General features: G+C 69.1%; 13 protein-coding genes. 5 read left to right on the top strand and 8 right to left on the bottom strand.

The window, feature by feature from the left end; translation table 11 throughout:
• Positions 1-7: 7 nt before the first annotated feature.
• Complete coding sequence (dnaB, locus tag ACPXB1_RS07720) at positions 8-2,845, bottom strand: replicative DNA helicase (protein WP_355587408.1); 2,838 nt, start codon at positions 2,843-2,845, stop codon at positions 8-10.
• A 384-nt stretch (positions 2,846-3,229) separates the two neighbouring features.
• Between dnaB and ACPXB1_RS07715 the strand changes: the two genes are divergently transcribed.
• The gene (locus ACPXB1_RS07715) at positions 3,230-4,795 is read left to right on the top strand and encodes a hypothetical protein (RefSeq protein WP_355587411.1); all 1,566 of its coding nucleotides are present in this window, start codon (positions 3,230-3,232) and stop codon (positions 4,793-4,795) included.
• A 99-nt stretch (positions 4,796-4,894) separates the two neighbouring features.
• Here ACPXB1_RS07715 and rplI read toward each other — a convergent pair whose 3' ends face one another.
• The 4 genes from rplI to rpsF form a co-directional block, all read right to left on the bottom strand.
• Positions 4,895-5,341 (bottom strand): 50S ribosomal protein L9, encoded by a 447-nt coding sequence (rplI, locus tag ACPXB1_RS07710; RefSeq protein ID WP_053651640.1) that lies wholly within the window; start codon positions 5,339-5,341, stop codon positions 4,895-4,897.
• Positions 5,342-5,355: 14 nt separating this feature from the next.
• Positions 5,356-5,595: a 30S ribosomal protein S18 gene (gene rpsR / locus ACPXB1_RS07705; protein WP_013289355.1), complete on the bottom strand. Its 240-nt coding sequence runs from the start codon at positions 5,593-5,595 to the stop codon at positions 5,356-5,358.
• A gap of 41 nt (positions 5,596-5,636) precedes the next feature.
• Positions 5,637-6,176, bottom strand: coding sequence for a single-stranded DNA-binding protein (locus tag ACPXB1_RS07700; RefSeq protein ID WP_355587413.1), 540 nt, complete (start codon positions 6,174-6,176; stop codon positions 5,637-5,639).
• A 78-nt stretch (positions 6,177-6,254) separates the two neighbouring features.
• Positions 6,255-6,545 carry a 30S ribosomal protein S6 gene (gene rpsF / locus ACPXB1_RS07695; protein ID WP_007073791.1) on the bottom strand — a complete coding sequence of 97 codons (291 nt, stop codon included), beginning with the start codon at positions 6,543-6,545 and terminating at the stop codon, positions 6,255-6,257.
• Between the two features lie 623 nt (positions 6,546-7,168).
• On the opposite strand from rpsF, the gene ACPXB1_RS07690 reads away from it, so the two are divergent.
• Both ACPXB1_RS07690 and ACPXB1_RS07685 read left to right on the top strand, forming a co-directional pair.
• Positions 7,169-7,960, top strand: coding sequence for a deoxyribonuclease IV (locus tag ACPXB1_RS07690; protein ID WP_355587416.1), 792 nt, complete (start codon positions 7,169-7,171; stop codon positions 7,958-7,960).
• Entirely contained in the window at positions 7,957-10,491 is a 2,535-nt protein-coding gene (locus ACPXB1_RS07685; RefSeq protein WP_425734982.1) for a hypothetical protein, read from the top strand. Before ACPXB1_RS07690 ends, ACPXB1_RS07685 begins: the two co-directional genes overlap by 4 nt.
• Positions 10,492-10,518: 27 nt before the next feature.
• On the opposite strand, the gene ACPXB1_RS07680 is transcribed toward ACPXB1_RS07685, so the two are convergent.
• The 3 genes from ACPXB1_RS07680 to ACPXB1_RS07670 form a co-directional block, all read right to left on the bottom strand.
• Positions 10,519-12,027: a glycosyltransferase family 87 protein gene (locus tag ACPXB1_RS07680; protein WP_355629302.1), complete on the bottom strand. Its 1,509-nt coding sequence runs from the start codon at positions 12,025-12,027 to the stop codon at positions 10,519-10,521.
• A gap of 128 nt (positions 12,028-12,155) precedes the next feature.
• Positions 12,156-14,993: a transglycosylase domain-containing protein gene (locus ACPXB1_RS07675; protein WP_355629299.1), complete on the bottom strand. Its 2,838-nt coding sequence runs from the start codon at positions 14,991-14,993 to the stop codon at positions 12,156-12,158.
• 197 nt (positions 14,994-15,190) lie between these two features.
• Positions 15,191-15,634 carry a DUF5318 domain-containing protein gene (locus tag ACPXB1_RS07670; protein ID WP_167946432.1) on the bottom strand — a complete coding sequence of 148 codons (444 nt, stop codon included), beginning with the start codon at positions 15,632-15,634 and terminating at the stop codon, positions 15,191-15,193.
• Between the two features lie 173 nt (positions 15,635-15,807).
• Between ACPXB1_RS07670 and ACPXB1_RS07665 the strand changes: the two genes are divergently transcribed.
• Together ACPXB1_RS07665 and ACPXB1_RS07660 are read left to right on the top strand one after the other, a co-directional pair.
• Positions 15,808-16,446 (top strand): PadR family transcriptional regulator, encoded by a 639-nt coding sequence (locus ACPXB1_RS07665; RefSeq protein ID WP_355587425.1) that lies wholly within the window; start codon positions 15,808-15,810, stop codon positions 16,444-16,446.
• 23 nt (positions 16,447-16,469) lie between these two features.
• Entirely contained in the window at positions 16,470-17,549 is a 1,080-nt protein-coding gene (locus ACPXB1_RS07660; RefSeq protein ID WP_425735025.1) for an inositol-3-phosphate synthase, read from the top strand.
• The last annotated feature ends 105 nt before the right edge of the window (positions 17,550-17,654 follow it).

Here is a 17,654-nt window from a genome sequence, read left to right as displayed (position 1 = left end):
GGACCTGTCATCCGATCGCCATGTCCACGAACCGGGACAGGTGCAACTGCGCCGCCACTGTCACGGTGTCAGTTGGCCCATTCCGATGCTTGGCAACAATGAAATCCGCCTCGCCCGCCCGCGGTGACTCCTTGTCGTAGTAGTCGTCGCGGTGCAGAAGGATGACAACGTCGGCATCCTGCTCAATTGAGCCAGATTCACGCAAATCAGACAATTGGGGCCGCTTGTCGGTGCGCTGCTCCGGGCCACGGTTGAGCTGACTGACAGCGATCACCGGGCACTCGACCTCCTTGGCCAGGAGCTTGAGGCCACGGGAGAGGTCGGCGACCTCCTGTTGGCGGCTCTCGGTGCGCTTCGGTGAGGTCATCAGCTGGAGGTAGTCGACGACGATCATCTTCAGGTCGTGTCGCTGCTTGAGCCGGCGGGCCTTGGCCCGGATCTCCATGAGGTTCATGCTCGGGGTGTCGTCGACGAAGAGCGGAGCTTCGCTGATCTCGCCCATGCACCGGGCCAGCTTGGTCCAGTCGTCGTCGGAGAGCTGCCCGCTGCGCAGTACGTGCAACGGCACCCGGGCCTCGGCGGAGAGCAGCCGCATGACGATCTCGACCTTGCTCATTTCGAGCGAGAAGATGGCGGCCGCCTGATTGGCACGAATCGCAGCATTTCGGGCAAAGTCCATGCTGGCCGTGCTGTTGTGGGTGGGAATCATCGCCCGGCTGGCCAGGTAGAGATGCTCCGGGTTGTCGACAGTGACGCACCGGACCGGCACGCTCGGGACCGGACGAACGTCAACGATGTACCGCGAGGTCGTCCGCACGTCGGAGGTGGTTCGACGGCGTTGGGCGTGCGCATCCTGTTTGCGCTTGAGCCGGAAGATGACATCCGGGGTGGAGAAGTTCAACGTGTACGCGATCGACGACTCGCGTGTGCGGCCGTGTACCGGCTTGACGTTCACTGTGCAGCGGTAGCCGAGGCTGACAATGAGTTCGCGTACATCCTCTGCCAGCCGCTTCGACGTCGACGTGTACTGCAGGTTACCGGTGGGGGCGACGGTGCCGTCGGTGTCCATCAGTCCAGCCAGCAGCGCCCGGCGCTGCGCCTCGGAGGCGCGCAGGTAGCTGCCCGGGATGTGCTTGTCCGCCGCTACCCCGACCTGACGCAACAACCCGACGAAGGAACCGTTCTGCTGACGGCAGCCTGCACACTTCCTGGTCGCTGGATTCTCACGCAACGCCCTGGTGGAAACGCCACAGTCCACGCAGACACCGTTCGCCTGGGCAGCCGACGAGGGCTCCAGCAGAATTGTGTAGACCATCGGGCCGCTGGGCCGCACGACGAAGCCGTCCGCCTCGACGTGCGTGAGCATCTCCGGATCTGCGGTGGTGAAGCGGCTGGCACCGGTGTGCCCGTCACCGAGCCACGCTCCCAGGGTGTAGGGCGGAACCAGCAGCTCACGGTCCGGGAGTTGGATGGGAGCGCAATTCCGTACCGCATGGTTGAGCCGTCGGTCGGCGGTGTCGGTACGCAGGGTGGCCGCGATCTCAGCAGTGGTGACGACGCCATCATGGTCGGCCCGGCTGCCTGCGTTGACCTCCCGCTCAGCTCGTTCAAGAAGCGCTGTCACCAGCGGACCGGCCGGGTAGCCGGGCGCCGTCCAGTTCTTCGTCTTGCCGTTGCGGACGATGGGGCGGCTGATCCGGCCGGTCGACCCGACCTCACGCGCGACCGTGTGCAGGACATGCCGGAACTCCGGCCCGACCCGCTCGATCGTGTCGAAGCGAGTGATCGGCTGATTGCCCACGGCGCCGAGCGTCTTGCGGACCGCACGTAGGTTGGCCAGCGATGATTCCGGCCAGTGTCGCTTCCGCAGTGCCGGGCCCTGCCGCCGGCTCGCTCGGTTGGTCGTCTTCCACAGGTGCTCCGCGTCCGCCACGATGACGGTGCCGTCGGAGAACTCCACCTCATAGCAGGGACGGTCGTGCATCACGTCGAAGGCGTGCGTGACAGTGGTCGGAGAGCCGTCCGCCGCCAGTAGCTGATCGCCCGTCTGGACCTCACCCATCGTGATCCAGCCGTCCGGGGTCGGCAGTGGGGTGTCGAGCGCGAGCGCCTTACCCAAACCGGGCCGGCCCGCAACGATGATCAGCTGCCCTGCGTGGAGGCCGTTGAGCAGCCGATCCAGGTCGGTGAAGCCGGTCGGCACGCCGGTCATCATCCCGCCCTGCGCGCCCACCGCCTCGATCTCGTCCAGCGTCGGCTGCAACATGTCGGCCAGGATCGCGAAATCCTCGCTGACCCGACGTTCGGTGACGTCGTAGACGGCCTGCTGGGCGAGGTCCACCACGTCGTCGACGTCCCGGCTGCCGCCGCTGGCCGTCCCGTACCCGAGCTGCACGATCTTGGTGCCGGCCTCGACCAGCCGGCGCAGCACCGCCCGCTCGCTGACGATCCGCGCGTAGTAGGAGGCGTTCGCGGCGGTGGGCACGCTGGCGATCAGGGTGTGCAGGTAGGGGGCCCCGCCGATGCGGGCAAGGTCGCCCGAGTCGGTAAGGGCGGCGGCCACGGTGATCGGGTCGGCCGGCTCGCCCCGACCGTAGATGTCCAGGATGGTGTCGAAGATCGTGGCGTGGACCGGCCGGTAGAAGTCGTTGGTCTTGAGGATCTCGACGACGTCGGCGATCGCGTCCTTGGACAGCAGCATGCCGCCGAGGACGCACTGCTCGGCGGCGACATCCTGGGGTGGGGTCTTGTCGAACTGGCCGTCCCGCTGCGCGGGCGGCTGGCCGCCGCCGGAGCGCGACTCCGCCCGCATGTCGTCGGTGACCGACACGGGTCCCCCCTCCACTGCGTCGGATCCGGCCCCAGCTCTACCGCCGGGGTACGACACTTCTCCTCCGACCGGGCCGGTCGATCGGGGGCCATCGCGCCGGCGGTCGAGGGCCAACCATACGGACCCCGAGGTCAGCGACTCAACAAGGCCGGTGGACAAGCCTCGGGACAACCTGTGGACGCCGGTGGACGAGCATGTGCGCAGCGTGTGCACAGGCTGTGGATAACCATTGGGGAATTCCGGGCCGTAAGCCTCTGACCTGCGTATACGTAGTCCCCAGCCTGTGGAGGGGAATATTTCGGTCGGGTATGTGCCACGATCGTCCCGTACTATCTCCAGCGAACGGCTACACCTGGACAGCGGATTACGCTTTCGGTTCAGAAGGGTCACACTCCGGCCGTGAGTTACCGGGACTGGGAGCGCGGGGAGGGCAGCCCGCGCGAGCGCCAGCCGACCGCCTCGTGGGGTGATCCCATGCCCCCTTCCCCGGTCGACCCGTACGACGAGGATGCGCGCTACCGCACCTCCAGTCGGCGTCGCGCTTTGGAGCGAGGGCAGGACGAGCCGGTCGACGCGTACCTGCCTCGGTGGGCGCTGGAATCGGGTGTTCGACACGCCGACGGCGGTGGCCGGCATGCCGCCCCCGACGACGACGCCGAGGTTGAGCGGCCGGGCTCGGGGGCAGGCTGGCAACGGCCCGAGCAGCCGGGTTCCGGTGCCGGCTGGCGAAGCCCCGAGCCGACCGTCGCCCGGCGGTGGGCCGGCGAAACCACCTGGCGGGAGCAGCCCGCGATCGGTGCGGCTCCCGACTCGGACCACACCCGGGAGTGGACGCTCGACCGTCCACAGGAACAGGGGTACGCGGGCCGTCGGCGCGCCGACTCGGCGGAGGAAGAGCCGGTCTCCGGCGCGGTTCCGGACCGTCGCCCCCGGCGTGCGCCCGCCGGCCGCCCCCAGGTGGTCTGGTCCGGTGGCGACCTGGATGACGCCCCGCCGGAGCCGACGACCCGCCCGGAGGTGAGCCGGCCCACCCGGCGGAGCCGACGGGCAGCTGAGGAGTCGTGGACGCGTCCGGCGGTCGATCCGTGGGAACGCGGCTCGGAGCGGGCGGCAGAGCCCGACCCGTCGTACGCCCCCGCCGTGGATCCGTGGGACGCCTCAGGTGTGCACGCGTGGCCGCCTGCCGGCGCTGATGGCACCGACCTGAGCGAGCAGTGGTCGCAGGCGGAGAGCATCGGTGGCTGGGAGCGGTCGGACCAGACCGGCCAGTGGGAGCGGTCGGCGGTCGAGGACGACCAGTGGGACCGCACGCTGCCACCTCGCTCCGACCGCTCCTCGGCGGAGGGATGGCCGAGTCGTGACAACGGGTTCTGGTCCGGTACACGGTTGTCCGGGGACGACCCGCGCTGGATGGACACGTCGACCTCGGCGCCCAGGTCACCGGTCGTGGGTTACACCGCTCCGCGACCGCGCAGCGTGCCCGTACCCCCTCAGGGTGTGCCGCGACGCCGGGCGAGCCAGTCGCCGGTAGGCACGGCGTCGGTGCGTCGACGGGTCGAGTCGGTGGCGACGGGCGGCTGGGCACGGCGCCTGGAGGACGACCTGCTCGACCCGGATCCCGGTGGGTCCTTCCGACCGCTGCTCTACACCGCGGCCTGCTACCTGGTGCCTGCGGTATTGATCTTCGTGTGGTTGTTGACGTTGGACGCCCAGGCGCCGGCGGGCTGTGTCACGGACATCAGCGGGGGCGGGTGTGACTCGGCGCGGTCGCGGGCGTTGGAGTCGTTGCTCGCCGGCTCGCCGCGCTTCGGGTTGGCATTGTTGAGCAGTCTGGTGGTGGCGGCGCTGCTGCGCCGGGTCGGCACGACGTGGCGCTCGGCCACCATCGCGCTCGCCGCCGCTGTTGTCGGCGGTGGCCTCTCCACCGTGATGATCAGTGCGGTGACCGGTCAGCCGATCGGCTGACGGCACCGCCGCATCGCGTGGGCGTTTGTGTGGTGGTCGAACGCACGAGGGCCCGCACCGATCGCTCGGTGCGGGCCCTCGTGGTGGTGTGGCTGGTCGTCAGCCCTGAACGACGTTCAGGTTGAACGACGCGGTCACGTCGGGGTGCAGCTTGATCTTCACCGGGTAGGTGCCGGTCGACTTGATGTGACCGGGAACCTCCAGCCGGCGCCGGTCGAGGACCGGACCGCCGGCGCCCTTGACGGCGTCGACGATCTCGGCCGAGGTGACCGAGCCGAAGAGCCGCCCGCCGTCGCCGGCGCGGGCCTTCAGGTTGACCTTGAGACCCTCGAGCTGACCCTTGACCTCGTTCGCGTGGTCGAGGTCGCGGATCTCACGGGCCGAACGGGCCCGCTTGATGACCGTGACCTGCTTTTCCGCGCCCTTGGTCCAGGCGATCGCGAAGCCCTGCGGCAGCAGGTAGTTACGGCCGAAGCCGTCCTTGACCTCGACGATGTCGCCCGGGGCACCGAGGCCGGACACTTCCTGAGTCAGGATGATCTTCATATCGGTGCCTCCTCTCAGCGGGTGGTGGCCGTGTACGGCAGGAGCGCCATCTCACGGGCGTTCTTGACCGCACGGGCGATCTGCCGCTGCTGCTGCGAGGTCACGCCGGTCACCCGACGAGCGCGGATCTTGCCGCGGTCGGAGATGAACTTGCGCAGCAGCGCGGTGTCCTTGTAATCGATATAGGTGATCCCGTCCTTGTCGAGCGGGTTCACCTTCTTCTTCGGCTTGCGAAGTGCCGCAGCCTTGGCCATTGCACGTGCTCCTGGTTTGCGATCGCGGGCGCTCGGCGCCATTAGAACGGAGGCTCCTCGTCGAAGTTGCCGCCCGAACCGGCACGCGCGGGAGAGGGTGCGGCCGAAGCCCAGGGGTCGTCGAAGTTGCCTCCGCCGCCACCCTGGTTGCCACCACCACCACCGCCGCCGCCGAAGCCGCCGCCACCGCCACCGGAGCGGGACATCTTCTGCACCTTTGCCGTGGCGTAGCGCAGCGACGGGCCGATCTCGTCGACCTCAAGCTCGATGACAGTGCGCTTCTCGCCCTCGCGGGTCTCGTAGGACCGCTGACGCAGCCGACCCGACACGATCACCCGAGCGCCACGCTGCAGCGACTCGGCGACGTGCTCGGCGGCCTGCCGCCAGACGGTGCAAGCGAGGAACAGCGGCTCGCCGTCCTTCCACTCGCCCGACGCCTTGTCCATGAATCGGGGCGTCGAGGCGACTCGGAACTTGGCGACCGCAGCCCCGGAGGGGGTGAATCGCAACTCGGGGTCATCGGTCAGGTTGCCGATGACCGTGATGGTGGTGTCTCCTGCCATGACCATCTCCTCGCGCACTCAGCGTCTCGTCGTACAGGCTCTCAGAGCCGTACGACAGAGTCGCGGAGGCTGATCCGGGCGAACCGGGTTGAATGGTTAGCGCATCTCCGGCCGGATGACCTTGGTGCGCAGCACGGACTCGTTGAGGCGGAGCTGACGGTCCAACTCGGCCACGGCAGCAGGCGTAGCCTGCAGGTCGACGACGGCGTAGATGCCCTCGGCCTTTTTGTTGATCTCGTACGCGAGGCGCCTACGGCCCCACACGTCCGTCTTCTCAACCGAGCCACCCGCGGTGCGGATCACGTTCAGGTACGTGTCGAGCGACGGGGCGACGGTGCGTTCCTCGAGGCTGGGGTCGAGGATCACCATGATCTCGTAATGACGCAAGACGTGCTCACCTCCTGTGGGCTAAGCGGCCACGGTCCTTCCGTGGCAGGAGGTCGTGCGTCGTTGCCGCACGCGCCGGGGGGTCCCGGCCGGACGCGGACAACCTGACAAGGATAGCCGGTCCGGACGATCATGCCCGGGGCGGGCGGGGCAGCGGCCGGCACGCGTTGACGGGGGCCACCACCCAACCAGCACTGGTCGGTGGCGAGCCCCCGTCAACGAGGCCGCGGGGCGTCCCGTCCGCATTCCTTGGGTGGGACCTGGGGAGGAACGACCACACCGATGAGGTTGGATCGAAGACGCCCCGCGGAGCTTTATCGTGTTGTTACCTGACGATACAACGACCCTCGTCCCTTGTTGGGGGAAAAGGCACAATTTTCCGAGAATCTTCATCGGTGGACGTCTCGTGCGTCGGAGGGGTCGCCCCCGTCCCGCCGGGCCGCGAGACGGGGTGCCCTCGCTGTCGAGCCGCCGGCCCCGGTTGCCGGCCGGGGCGCTCACGCCACCAGCGGTGTCGGACGCTTGTCGCCGGCTCAATTCATCAACGATCGTCGGTCCGGCCGGTGACGACACCGCACCGGTCGTTACCGCACCCGTCGGAGGCGCGACGTAGGCTCGCTCCCATGCGAATCGGAGCCCACGTCGACCCGACCGACCCGCTGGCGGAGGCATCTGCCCGATCCGCCGACACCGTGCAGTTCTTCCTCGCCGACCCGCAGGGGTGGAAGGCTCCCAAGCCTCGGGAGGACGCCGAGCAGCTGCGCGCCGCCGAGGTCGACCTCTACGTGCACGCGCCGTACGTCATAAACGTGGCGACCCTCAACAACCGCATCCGCATCCCCAGTCGCAAGCTGCTGCTCGGGCACGCGACCGCCGCCGCCGCGATCGGCGCCAAGGGCCTGATCGTCCACGGTGGGCACGTCAACGCCGGGGACGACCTGGCGGTCGGCTTCGACAACTGGCGCAAGACCTTCGCGTACGCGGCCGACTCCGGCGGATTCGGCGTGCCGGTTCTGATCGAGAACACCGCAGGCGGCGACAACGCGTGCGCGCGCCGGCTGGACGCGCTGGCCCGGCTCTGGGACGCCATCGGCGACCACGAGGTCGGCTTCTGCCTGGACACCTGCCACGCGTACGCCGGCGGTGAGGAACTACTCGGGCTGGTCGACCGGGTCAAAGCGATCACCGGGCGGATCGATCTGGTGCACGCCAACAACTCCAAGGGCGGGTTCAACTCCGGCCAGGACAGGCACGACAACCTGGGCGGCGGAACGATCGACCCGGAGTTGGTGGTGGCAGTGATCCGAGCCGCCGGGGCGCCGGTTGTCGTCGAAACGCCTGGCGGCGTGACCGGCCAGGCAGCTGATATCGAGTTCCTCCGCCAGCAGCTCGGGACGGAGCGCCCGGCAGCATGACGACCGGACAGCAGGGGACCGGGAACGTCCGGCCCGCCGCAGGCGGGGACGCCCCTATCCGACCAACCAGTCCGCCCGGCACCGCCAAGGCCAACGCCCAGTCCGGCACCGCCGAAACGAGTGCCAGCACCGCCAAGGCCAGCGGTGGCAGAGCCAAGGCCAGCGCCGCCGAGGTGAGCAGCGCGACCGCGACGGACGGCACCGCAACCGAAACCACCGGCACAGGCGGCTCGGCGAAAGACGCCAGCACGGACGGCACCGCGAACGCCAACGCGGCGAACGACGCCACGAACGACGGCACCGCCACGAACGACGCGGCCGGAGGAAGCTCGGGTAAGGACGACGCCGAGAACGCCACCTCGACCGGGAGCCGTAAGCCCGGGTGGTGGAAGGCATGGAGGCGGAAAGCTGGGACCACCGATGCCGCAGGCACGGCCGGTGGCGGCACAGCCGAGGCCACAAGCGAAACGGACGCAGGCAAGACCGCAGCCGTCGCCGAGAGCGTGACGGACGCGAACAAGGCCGAGGCTGAGGCCAAGACCGACACGACCAAGACCGACGGTGGAGCGGACGCGGGCGACAGCGCCGCGACCCGGACCAATACCGATGCCGACGAGAAAAGCGCCGACGAGAAGGCTGCGGGCGAAGACGAGAAGGCTGGGGGCGAAGACGAGAAGGCTGCGGGCGAAAAGGTCGCCGATGTCGCCGAGAAGGACTCGGCCGACGCCACGGCGAAGCCCGTGGAGGCCGAGCGGTGGGACGCGTTCGCCTCCGCGCCGGAGCCGACGCCCAGCCGGTTGACCCGGGCCAGCCGGGCGGTCGGCCGCGCGGTCGGCCGGTTCCTGGTCCACGAGTGGACACTGGCGAGCCTGGCCGCCGCGGCGCTGGCCGTGCTGATGACCTGGCCGACGCTGCGCTACCCGCGCTACACGCTTCCGCAGGACTACTGGGACCCGAGCCTTCAGGCCTGGCAGATGGCCTGGTCCGGGCACATCCTGCTGACCGAACCGGCGCGCCTCTGGCAGTCCAACACCTTCTTCCCCGAGCTGTGGAGCTTCGCGTTCTCCGACACGCTGCTCGGTTACGCCCCGGCGGGGATGCTCGGCAGCGGTCCCGAGGACGCGGTGCTGCGCTACAACATCATGTTCGTGCTGGCACACGCGCTCGCCACGCTCGGGGCGTACGCGCTGGCCCGGCAGTTGGGCGCGGGTCGCATCGGCTCGGCTGTGGCCGGGGTCGCCTACACGTACGCGCCGTGGCTGCTGGCCCAGGCCGGGCACCTGCACGTGCTGTCCAATGGCGGCATCCCACTGGCCCTTGCCATGCTGGCGCGCGGGCACGGCTGGTCGTTGCGGTACGGCTACCGCCCCGAGCGGCGGCATGACGGCTGGGTCTACGCCGGTTGGCTGGTGGCGGCCTGGCAGATCAGCCTCGGCTTCGGTATCGGCCTGCCGTTCGCGTACATCCTGGCCGGCGGGGTCGTGGTCACCGCGGTCCTGTTCGTCGTACGGCGGCTCCGGACGGGTCGGGCGCTGCCGTTCGGTCGCCGGTTGTTCGTCGCGGACCTGGTCGGCGGCGCGTTCTTCGCCGGTGTGGGTCTGCTGATGGCGTACCCGTACTTCAAGGTCACCGAGCTGCACCCGTACGCCGAACGGTCGATCGACGACATCCGCATGTACTCGCCGCCGGTGTCCGGGTTCGTGACGGCGCCTGCCGAATCGCGGATCTGGGGTGGCTTGCACGAGGGTGCCCGTGGGGCTCTGCCGTGGCACCCGGAGATGACGCTGCTGCCGGGCTTCGTGCTGTACGCGCTGGCCGCCGGCGGGCTGCTCTTCTCTGTGTGGCGGCTGCGGCACCGGTTGCTGCTGCTCGCCGGGGTGCTGGTGACGATGGCCTTCGCGATGGGCACCCGCTTCTTCGGCGGCGGCTTCACCTATGGGCTGCTGTTCGAGCACGCGCCGGGCTGGAACGCCCTGCGTACACCGGGGCGGTTGATGCTCTGGACGACGTTGCTGCTCGCGCTGCTCGCGGCGGGCGCGGTCACCGCCCTCACCGATCGTGTCCGTGAGCTGGCCGCGCAGCGGATCCCGTCCTGGCCCGGCCCGTGGCTGCGGCTGGCCACCCTGCTGCCGCTGCTGCTTGTCATCGCCGAGGGCCTGAACGCCACGCCGCACCAGGTGGTGCCGACCCAACCGGCGGCGATGCGCACAGCCGAGGGCCCGGTGCTGGTGCTGCCCAGCAGCCAGAACCAGGACCAGCACGTGATGCTCTGGTCGACGAGGGGTTTCCCCGATGTGGTCAACGGCGGCAGTGGCTTCACCCCGCGCCAGCTCGACGACGTCCGCCGGGTGAGCCAGTCGTTCCCGGACCAGACCAGCGTCGACTACCTGCGGACGTTGGGCGTGCGCACCGTGGTGCTGCTACGCGGTCAGGTCGTCGGCACGCCATGGGAGATCACCATCGACGCACCTGTCGAGTCGCTCGACATCAGTCGGCAGGAGGTCGGTGACGCTGTGGTGTACCGGCTCTGAACCCTCTCTCGACGGCCGGGGCCCGGCTCAGGTGGTGACTGCGGGCTCGGGTTCCGGCACGGGATTGCCCTCCCGGCGGCGCCAGCGGTCCAGCCAGGGCGCGTCCGGCGCGCCGTCGAGCACGCCGCCGTCCGGGTCGTCGTCATAGGTGGCCCGTACCGCGTCCTGCTCGGGGTGCAGGATCTCCCGGATGACCAGCACGCAGAGCACCACCACGGTGCCCAGCCGCAGCGACGCGGCAAGCACGAACACCCCTTCGGGGAAGACCGGGCGGCTGGTCGCCGCGCCGAGCAGCTCACCGTAGAAGGCGACGAAGTAGCAGACCTCGGCGAGCTGCCAGGCCAGGAAGGCGCCCCACTTCGGCCGGGCCAGCACGATCAGCGGCAGCATCCAGAGCACGAACTGCTGGGACCAGACCTTGCTGAAGATGAGGAACGCGGCGACCACAAGGAAGGCGAGCTGGGCGAGCCGGGGCCGGCGTGGTGCCCGTAGCGCCAGCACCGCCACGCCGAGGCAGGCAAGCCCGAACAGGGCGTACGAAACGATGTTGAGGGTTGGGATGTTGGCGTTCAGCCACTCGAACGGGCCGAGCCGGCCGGGATCGTTGCCGATCTTGCCGTCGAGGTAGCGCCCGATGTACCAGAGCGTGCCCCAGTCGATCGGCCGGGTGGTGTTCAGTTCGAAGAAGCGGCCCCAGTTCTCCGGGTACGCCCGCGCGGGTTGCAGGTTCACAAGCACCACGGCGACGACCGCCGTGCCGATGGCGGTGAGCGCGGCGCGGAGACGATTGGCCCGCAGCGCCAGGATGAGGATCGGCCCCAGCAGGAACAGCGGCCAGAGTTTGGCCGCGCCAGCGAGGCCGAGCAGCACGCCGGCCACCGCCGGTTGCCGCCGTGCCCAGGCCAGCAGCCCGAACGCGGCCAGCCCGATGGCGAGCAGATCCCAGTTGACGGTGGCGGTGAGCAGCAACGCCGGGGCGATCGCGAACAGCGCCGCGTCCCACGGTCGTCTGCGGCGCAACGCGAGGATCACCGCCACGGTGGCGACCGCGAGCGCGCCAAGCACGAGGGCGTTGAGGTTGTAGAACCACTGGGCCTGGTTGATTGTCGGGTCGCCGTCGCCGATCGCGTGCACCGGCAGGCCAAGGGCACCCATGAAGTAGCCGGTCAGCACCGGGTACTCGACGGGGTGGTCGCGGTAGGGCACCTTGCCCTCGTTGAGCCCTTCGGCGTAGTAGAGGGCGAGCACATCGGTGTAGCAGAACCGGTTGTACTGGACGTTGTTCTGCCAAGCGCCGTCCTGACAGGGCGACTTCTGCACCCAGTGCAGCGCGAGCGTGAGGCAGACCAGTGCCAGGACGATCCGGGCGGCGGTCCAGAACCGACGCTCGGAGCCGGCCGGCTGGTCCAGTGCCGTCGCGTGGTCGCCGAGCGGCCCGCCGATGGCGCCGGAGAGGCCGCGGACGAACCCATCGGACCGGGACGGGTGGTCGGTGGTTCCGGCGTCGTCGATGCCGGGCGTCGACTGGGTGCTCATGGAAAGGCATCCTGCCGTACGACGGGGGTGCGCGTCCCGCCCCAACGCGGGAGATGTCCGGGTACGCCAAACGCCGCCGCCGGTCGGACAGGTCGTCCGGCCGGCGGCGGCGTCGCGTGCGGGGTGGGTCAGTCCCGGGTCGGTGGCAGGCCGGGTAACAGCCCGCCACCGTTTCCGCCGCCTCCGCCGTTCCCGGGTCTCCCCGGTGTGTCGCCGCCGGCGTTGCCGTCGGTACGCGGGCAGAACGGGTTGGTCAACGGGTCACAGGGCTGCCCGCCGCCAGGCCCGCCGGGTCCACCCGGTCCGCCGGGCAGGCCGGGGGTCGGCGGAGGAGCCACCGGCTCCTTGCCGTTGCCTGCGTCAACGTCGCCCTCGCCTGTGACGCTGGGCAGGGAGACCTCGTCCTGCCCCTTGAGAGCGGTGTTCATGTACTTCTCCCAGATCGGACCAGGCAGTGTCGAACCGCCGATGGGCTTACCGCCGGCGAGGCGGATCTGGGGCTTCCTCGGATCACGGCTGCCAACCCAGACCGCTGTGGCGATCTGCGGGGTGTAACCGACAGTCCACGCGTGGGCGTTGTCCTTACGGTCGTACTCCCAGGTGCCGGTCTTGGCGGCGGCGGCGCGGCCGCCATCGAGCGAGAGCCCGTTCGGGCCGGGGATCTGCTTCAGGACACCGGTGACCTCATCGGTGATCTTCTTGTCGATCCGCTGCTCCGGCTTGATGCGCTCGCTGCCGACCACCTTCCACTTGCCGGTGTCCTTGTCCTGCTGCTCCACCTTGATGATGAAGTGCGCCTTGATGTACTTGCCGTCGTTGGCGAACGTGGCCATTGCGTTGGCGTGGTCGAACACCGTGATCGGGTACTTGCCGAAACCCGTGTAGTTGTCGAACGGGTTCGGTCCCTTCTTCGACAGGTCGAAGGCCTGCGGCGGGTCGACGCCCCACATGGTGGTCACGCCTGCCTTCCGGGCCATGTCGACGACCTTCCCGGCACCGATCTTGTCGGTGACCCAGTAGAAGGGCACGTTGTACGACTGGACCGTCGACTCTTCGAGGGTGCACCACTTGCCGCACTTGAGGTTGGTACGGCCGGCGTTACCGATCGCGACCGCGGAGCCCTCAGGCTTGTACGGCGTGGGGTCCCAGTGCGACTTGACCGAGATGCCGGCCTCGATGGCGGCAGCCAGTGTGTAGACCTTCATCGAAGAACCCGGCTGGTGACCGCCGGTCAGGTCACCGTTCTTGTCGGTGTTCTTGCCGGCGTAGTCGAAGTCCGCGCCGCTGTCGCCACCGTAGTAGGCGAGCACGCGGCCCTTCTTCGGGTCGATCGAGACGACCGCCGCCATCAGGTTCTTGGGCTGGTCGTTGAGCTCGGAGCCCTTCTTCGACTGCATCGCGACGTTCTCGGCGGCCGCCTGCAACTTCGGGTCGATGGTGGTAGTGATCCGGTAGCCGCCGTCCCGTAGGGCGTCGACGCAGCTGACCTTGCCCTCCGCGCCGCTGTCGGAGCAGAGACCCATCTGGTCCATCTCCTGGCGGACGTAGTTGATGACGTTGCCCCGAGGGCTCTTGACGCCGAAGCCGACGCCGTCCTTCTTCAGCGGCAGCGCCTTCGGGTATTCGAGCTGGGTGGCGGGGTCCAGCCAGCCCTCCTTCTTCATCCCGTCGATCACGTAGTCCCACCGGGTCTTGGCGTCCGTCGGGTTGACCGCCGGGTCGTACCCCCGATGGGTCTCGGTCGCCTGCGGCTGCTTGATGAGTGCGGCCAGGACCGCGCCCTCGGCCGGGGTGAGCTTGAGCGCCGACTTGCCGAAGTAGGTCTGCGCCGCAGCCTCGATGCCGTACGCACCCCGCCCGAAATAGATCACGTTCAGGTAGTGCTGCATGATCTCGGGCTTGCTGTACGTGTCGTTGAGCTTGGAGGCGAGGATTGCCTCCTTCACCTTCCGGCCGTACGTGTCGTCCTTGAGGTTCTCGAACGCGTTGCGGGCGTACTGCTGGGTGATCGTCGAGGCACCCTGCTTGTCACCGTTGGAGACGTTGTTCCACGCAGCCCGGACGATGCCCTTGTAGTCGACGCCGGAGTGCCGGTAGAAGTTCCGGTCCTCGGCTGCGGCGACCGCGTGCTGCACGTGCTCCGGGATCTGGTTGATGGTGACGAAGGTGCGGTTCTCGCTGCCCAGCTTGGCCAGCTGGGTCTTGCCATCCTTGGCGTAGACGGTCGTGGACAGCGGCAACGGCATCTCGTTGGGCATGACCACGTTTGTCGAGTAGTAGGTGAAGCCGACCACGCCGACGCCCGCGAGCATGATGAAGACGGCGAACCCCGCGATCAGCAGGTTCATCCGCTTGCGCTTCTTGGCACGGGCCGCCCCGCTCGGATCGCCCGCCCCGCGAACGCCCCGGCCACCGCGACCTGGACCGTTCGGCCCGCCCGGGCCACCTGGCCCACCCGGGCCACCGGAGACCGGGGAGACACTCGCCCGGGCGACAGCGGCACGGCCACCTACCGACGCCGTACCGACCCTGGCCCGGCCTGCCGAAGCCGCACCGACGGAGGCGGCGCCGACGACGGCACGGCCCAAAGGTGCGCCCGGGGAGACCGGCACCGAGGCCCGGCCGGCACCGGCACGGCCGGCGGCCGCACCAGGGGCCGGCGAAACCGGCACGGAGGCCCGGCCGCTGCGGCCCGGCGTGGCCGAACCCACCGAGGCGGATCCGGCGGCGACGCCGCGTGGCGGCACCGAGGCCGAGCCGCCCACCGAGGCACGACCACCGGCGGCCCGCGGTGTCACGGTGGCCCTGCCAGGAGGTGCCGCTGGCTCGGGAGCGGACCAGCCGCCCGCGCGGGAGTCACCGCCGGGTCGACGGTACGAGTCGTCCGCGCCCGGTCCGGGGTCACCGTCCGGGCCGGGGTACTCGGCCCGCCCGCGCGCAGAACTGGGATCGCCGTACGAGTTCATTCCTCACACCCTGCCGGTCGCGGTGGGGCGCTGCTGCGCCGCCACCGGGTTGCCGTGAGTTGCTTCACCCGGGACGCCGGCACGGGGGTGCCGGTTCACTGGGTCCATTGCTGTATCAATAGGGCCAATCGGACCAACGAGCGGTTGGCCGTCCCGGGTCACGTCCACGGCCCCGGGGCCGGTCCAACCACCTGAGATCACCGTTGCGCCTCTCGCCTCCGTCGACCTGCGCCCTCGGCGCTGGCCACGTCCTGCTCGTCAGCGCCGTCGCCGCTGAGACCGTCCCGGCCGAGCAGGTACTGCTCGACGAGGTGGTTCCAGTCACAGCCGAGGCACACCTCCACCACGAAGACCTGGAACTCACGCAGTGTCATCGCCAACACGGGCAGCTCGGTGAGCGTCCGGGCCTGGCCGGCGGACTGCTTGAGTTCGTCACCGTAAATGTAGTGGACCAGGGTCAGATTCTCGCTGCGACAGATCGGGCAGCGCAGGTCGGTGGGCTCGCCGTGGAACCGTGCAGCGTTCTTCAGGTACGGCGACGCGTCGCACACGTCGTACGTGCCGACCCGGCCGGCCAGAAGCTCACGCAGCACTGCTCGCTTCTGAAGCGAGTAGTCGACGACCTGGCGCTGCGTACGCATGCGGAGAAGGGTACGCGGTCCGGCCGGACCAGGCGACCATCGTCACGATCCGTGACGGCAGGATCCCGGAACGAGGGTTTGCCCTGGCTTCGATGACCCGCTAACGTGCGATGTATCGGTCCGATACATCGCGGCGGTTACCGCTCGGCGCCAGAGGTAAGAGAGGGTGGCCCATGCTCGACCTCGCCATCCTCGGCCTGCTTCAGGAATCTCCGATGCACGGCTATGAGCTGCGCAAGGAGTTGACCGCCAAGCTCGGGGCGATCCGCGCGGCGATCAGCTACGGCTCGCTCTATCCCACGCTACGCAGGCTCCAGGCGGCGGGGTGGATCACCGAAGCCGCTGAGACACCCGTCACCGCCGAGGAGGTTCCCGCGCTGACCAGCCGACGAGGTCGGGTGGTCTACAAAATCACCGCGGAGGGCAAGGAACGCTTCGCCCAGCTGATCGCACAGGCGGGGCCCGAGACGTACGACGACACGGGCTTCGGGGTGCACTTCGCGTTCTTCGCCCGCACCGACCAGGCGACCCGACTCCGCATTCTGGAGGGTCGCCGCCGCAAGATCGAGGAACGTCGCGAAGGGCTTCGCGACGTGCTGGGCCGGGCGGCCGAGCGCCTCGACGCTTACACCCTGGAACTGCAGCGCCACGGCCTTGACGCCTGTGAGCGTGAGGTCCGCTGGCTGGAGGAGCTCATCGCCAACGAGCGCTCCGGCCGAGCCCCGACGGTCCCGCAAACGGGGACGGCCGGTGGCCGACGAGAAGACAACAGCCCGCCTCCACCTGGAGATACCAGGAAAGAGCGGCCGTGACAGAGAAGAAGGAGGCAGACGCTATGGGCTCCGTCCGCGTCGCCATCGTCGGTGTGGGTAACTGCGCCTCGTCCCTGGTTCAGGGCGTCGAGTACTACCGCAACGCCGACCCGAACGACCGCGTCCCGGGTCTCATGCACGTCACCTTCGGCGACTACCACGTCTCTGACGTTGAGTTTGTCGCGGCGTTCGACGTCGACGCCAAGAAGGTGGGCATGGACCTCGCGGAGGCGATCGTCGCCAGCGAGAACAACACCATCAAGCTCTGCGACGTGCCGCCCACCGGCGTGTCCGTGCAGCGCGGTCCGACCTTCGACGGTCTGGGCCAGTACTACCGCGAGATCGTCGAGGAGTCCGACGCCACCGCCGTCGACGTGACGCAGGCGCTGCGTGACGCGCAGGTCGACGTCGTCGTCTGCTACCTGCCCGTCGGCTCCGAGCAGGCTGCCAAGTTCTACGCCCAGGCGGCGATCGACGCCGGTTGCGCGTTCGTCAACGCCCTGCCCGTCTTCATCGCCTCGGACCCGGAGTGGGCGCAGAAGTTCACCGACGCCGGCCTGCCGATCGTCGGTGACGACATCAAGAGCCAGGTCGGCGCCACCATCGTGCACCGCGCGCTCGCGAAGCTCTTCGAGGACCGCGGCGTCGAGCTGCTGCGCACGTACCAGCTCAACTTCGGCGGCAACATGGACTTCATGAACATGCTGGAGCGCAAGCGGCTGGTCTCGAAGAAGATCTCGAAGACCCAGTCGGTCACCTCGCAGATCCCGCACGAGATGAGCAAGAGCGACGTGCACATCGGCCCGTCGGACCACGTGCCGTGGCTGGACGACCGCAAGTGGGCGTACATCCGCCTGGAGGGTCGTTCGTTCGGTGACACCCCGCTCATGGCCGAGCTCAAGCTCGAGGTGTGGGACTCCCCGAACTCGGCCGGTGTCATCATCGACGCCGTCCGCGCCGCGAAGATCGGCCTGGACCGGAAGATCGGCGGCCCGATCCTGTCGGCCTCGTCGTACTTCATGAAGTCCCCGCCGGTGCAGTACGCCGACCACGACGCCCACCAGGCCGTCGAGGAGTTCATCGCCGGCGAGGTCGAGCGCTGACCCGCTGACACACAGCACCGTCGAGGGGCCGGGGCCCCCCGACCCCGGCCCCGACGCGGTAAACGCCACCAAAACCACTAACGGGAAAAGCGCAACGCCCACACG

The sequence above is a fragment of the Micromonospora sp. DT68 genome, assembly GCF_049847245.1.
Taxonomy (GTDB): domain Bacteria; phylum Actinomycetota; class Actinomycetes; order Mycobacteriales; family Micromonosporaceae; genus Micromonospora; species Micromonospora profundi.
Note: the sequence above shows the minus strand (reverse complement) of the source record. Positions and strands in the feature narration are given on the sequence as shown.

Coding starts and splice junctions, on each gene's coding strand:
- rpsR (WP_013289355.1), bottom strand. CDS start 5,595: ATGGCCAAGGCTGCGGCACTTCGCAAGCCGAAGAAGAAGGTGAACCCG.
- ACPXB1_RS07685 (WP_425734982.1), top strand. CDS start 7,957: ATGACGACCGGACAGCAGGGGACCGGGAACGTCCGGCCCGCCGCAGGC.
- rplI (WP_053651640.1), bottom strand. CDS start 5,341: ATGAAGATCATCCTGACTCAGGAAGTGTCCGGCCTCGGTGCCCCGGGC.
- ACPXB1_RS07665 (WP_355587425.1), top strand. CDS start 15,808: ATGCTCGACCTCGCCATCCTCGGCCTGCTTCAGGAATCTCCGATGCAC.
- ACPXB1_RS07680 (WP_355629302.1), bottom strand. CDS start 12,027: ATGAGCACCCAGTCGACGCCCGGCATCGACGACGCCGGAACCACCGAC.
- ACPXB1_RS07690 (WP_355587416.1), top strand. CDS start 7,169: ATGCGAATCGGAGCCCACGTCGACCCGACCGACCCGCTGGCGGAGGCA.
- ACPXB1_RS07675 (WP_355629299.1), bottom strand. CDS start 14,993: ATGAACTCGTACGGCGATCCCAGTTCTGCGCGCGGGCGGGCCGAGTAC.
- ACPXB1_RS07670 (WP_167946432.1), bottom strand. CDS start 15,634: ATGCGTACGCAGCGCCAGGTCGTCGACTACTCGCTTCAGAAGCGAGCA.
- ACPXB1_RS07660 (WP_425735025.1), top strand. CDS start 16,470: ATGGGCTCCGTCCGCGTCGCCATCGTCGGTGTGGGTAACTGCGCCTCG.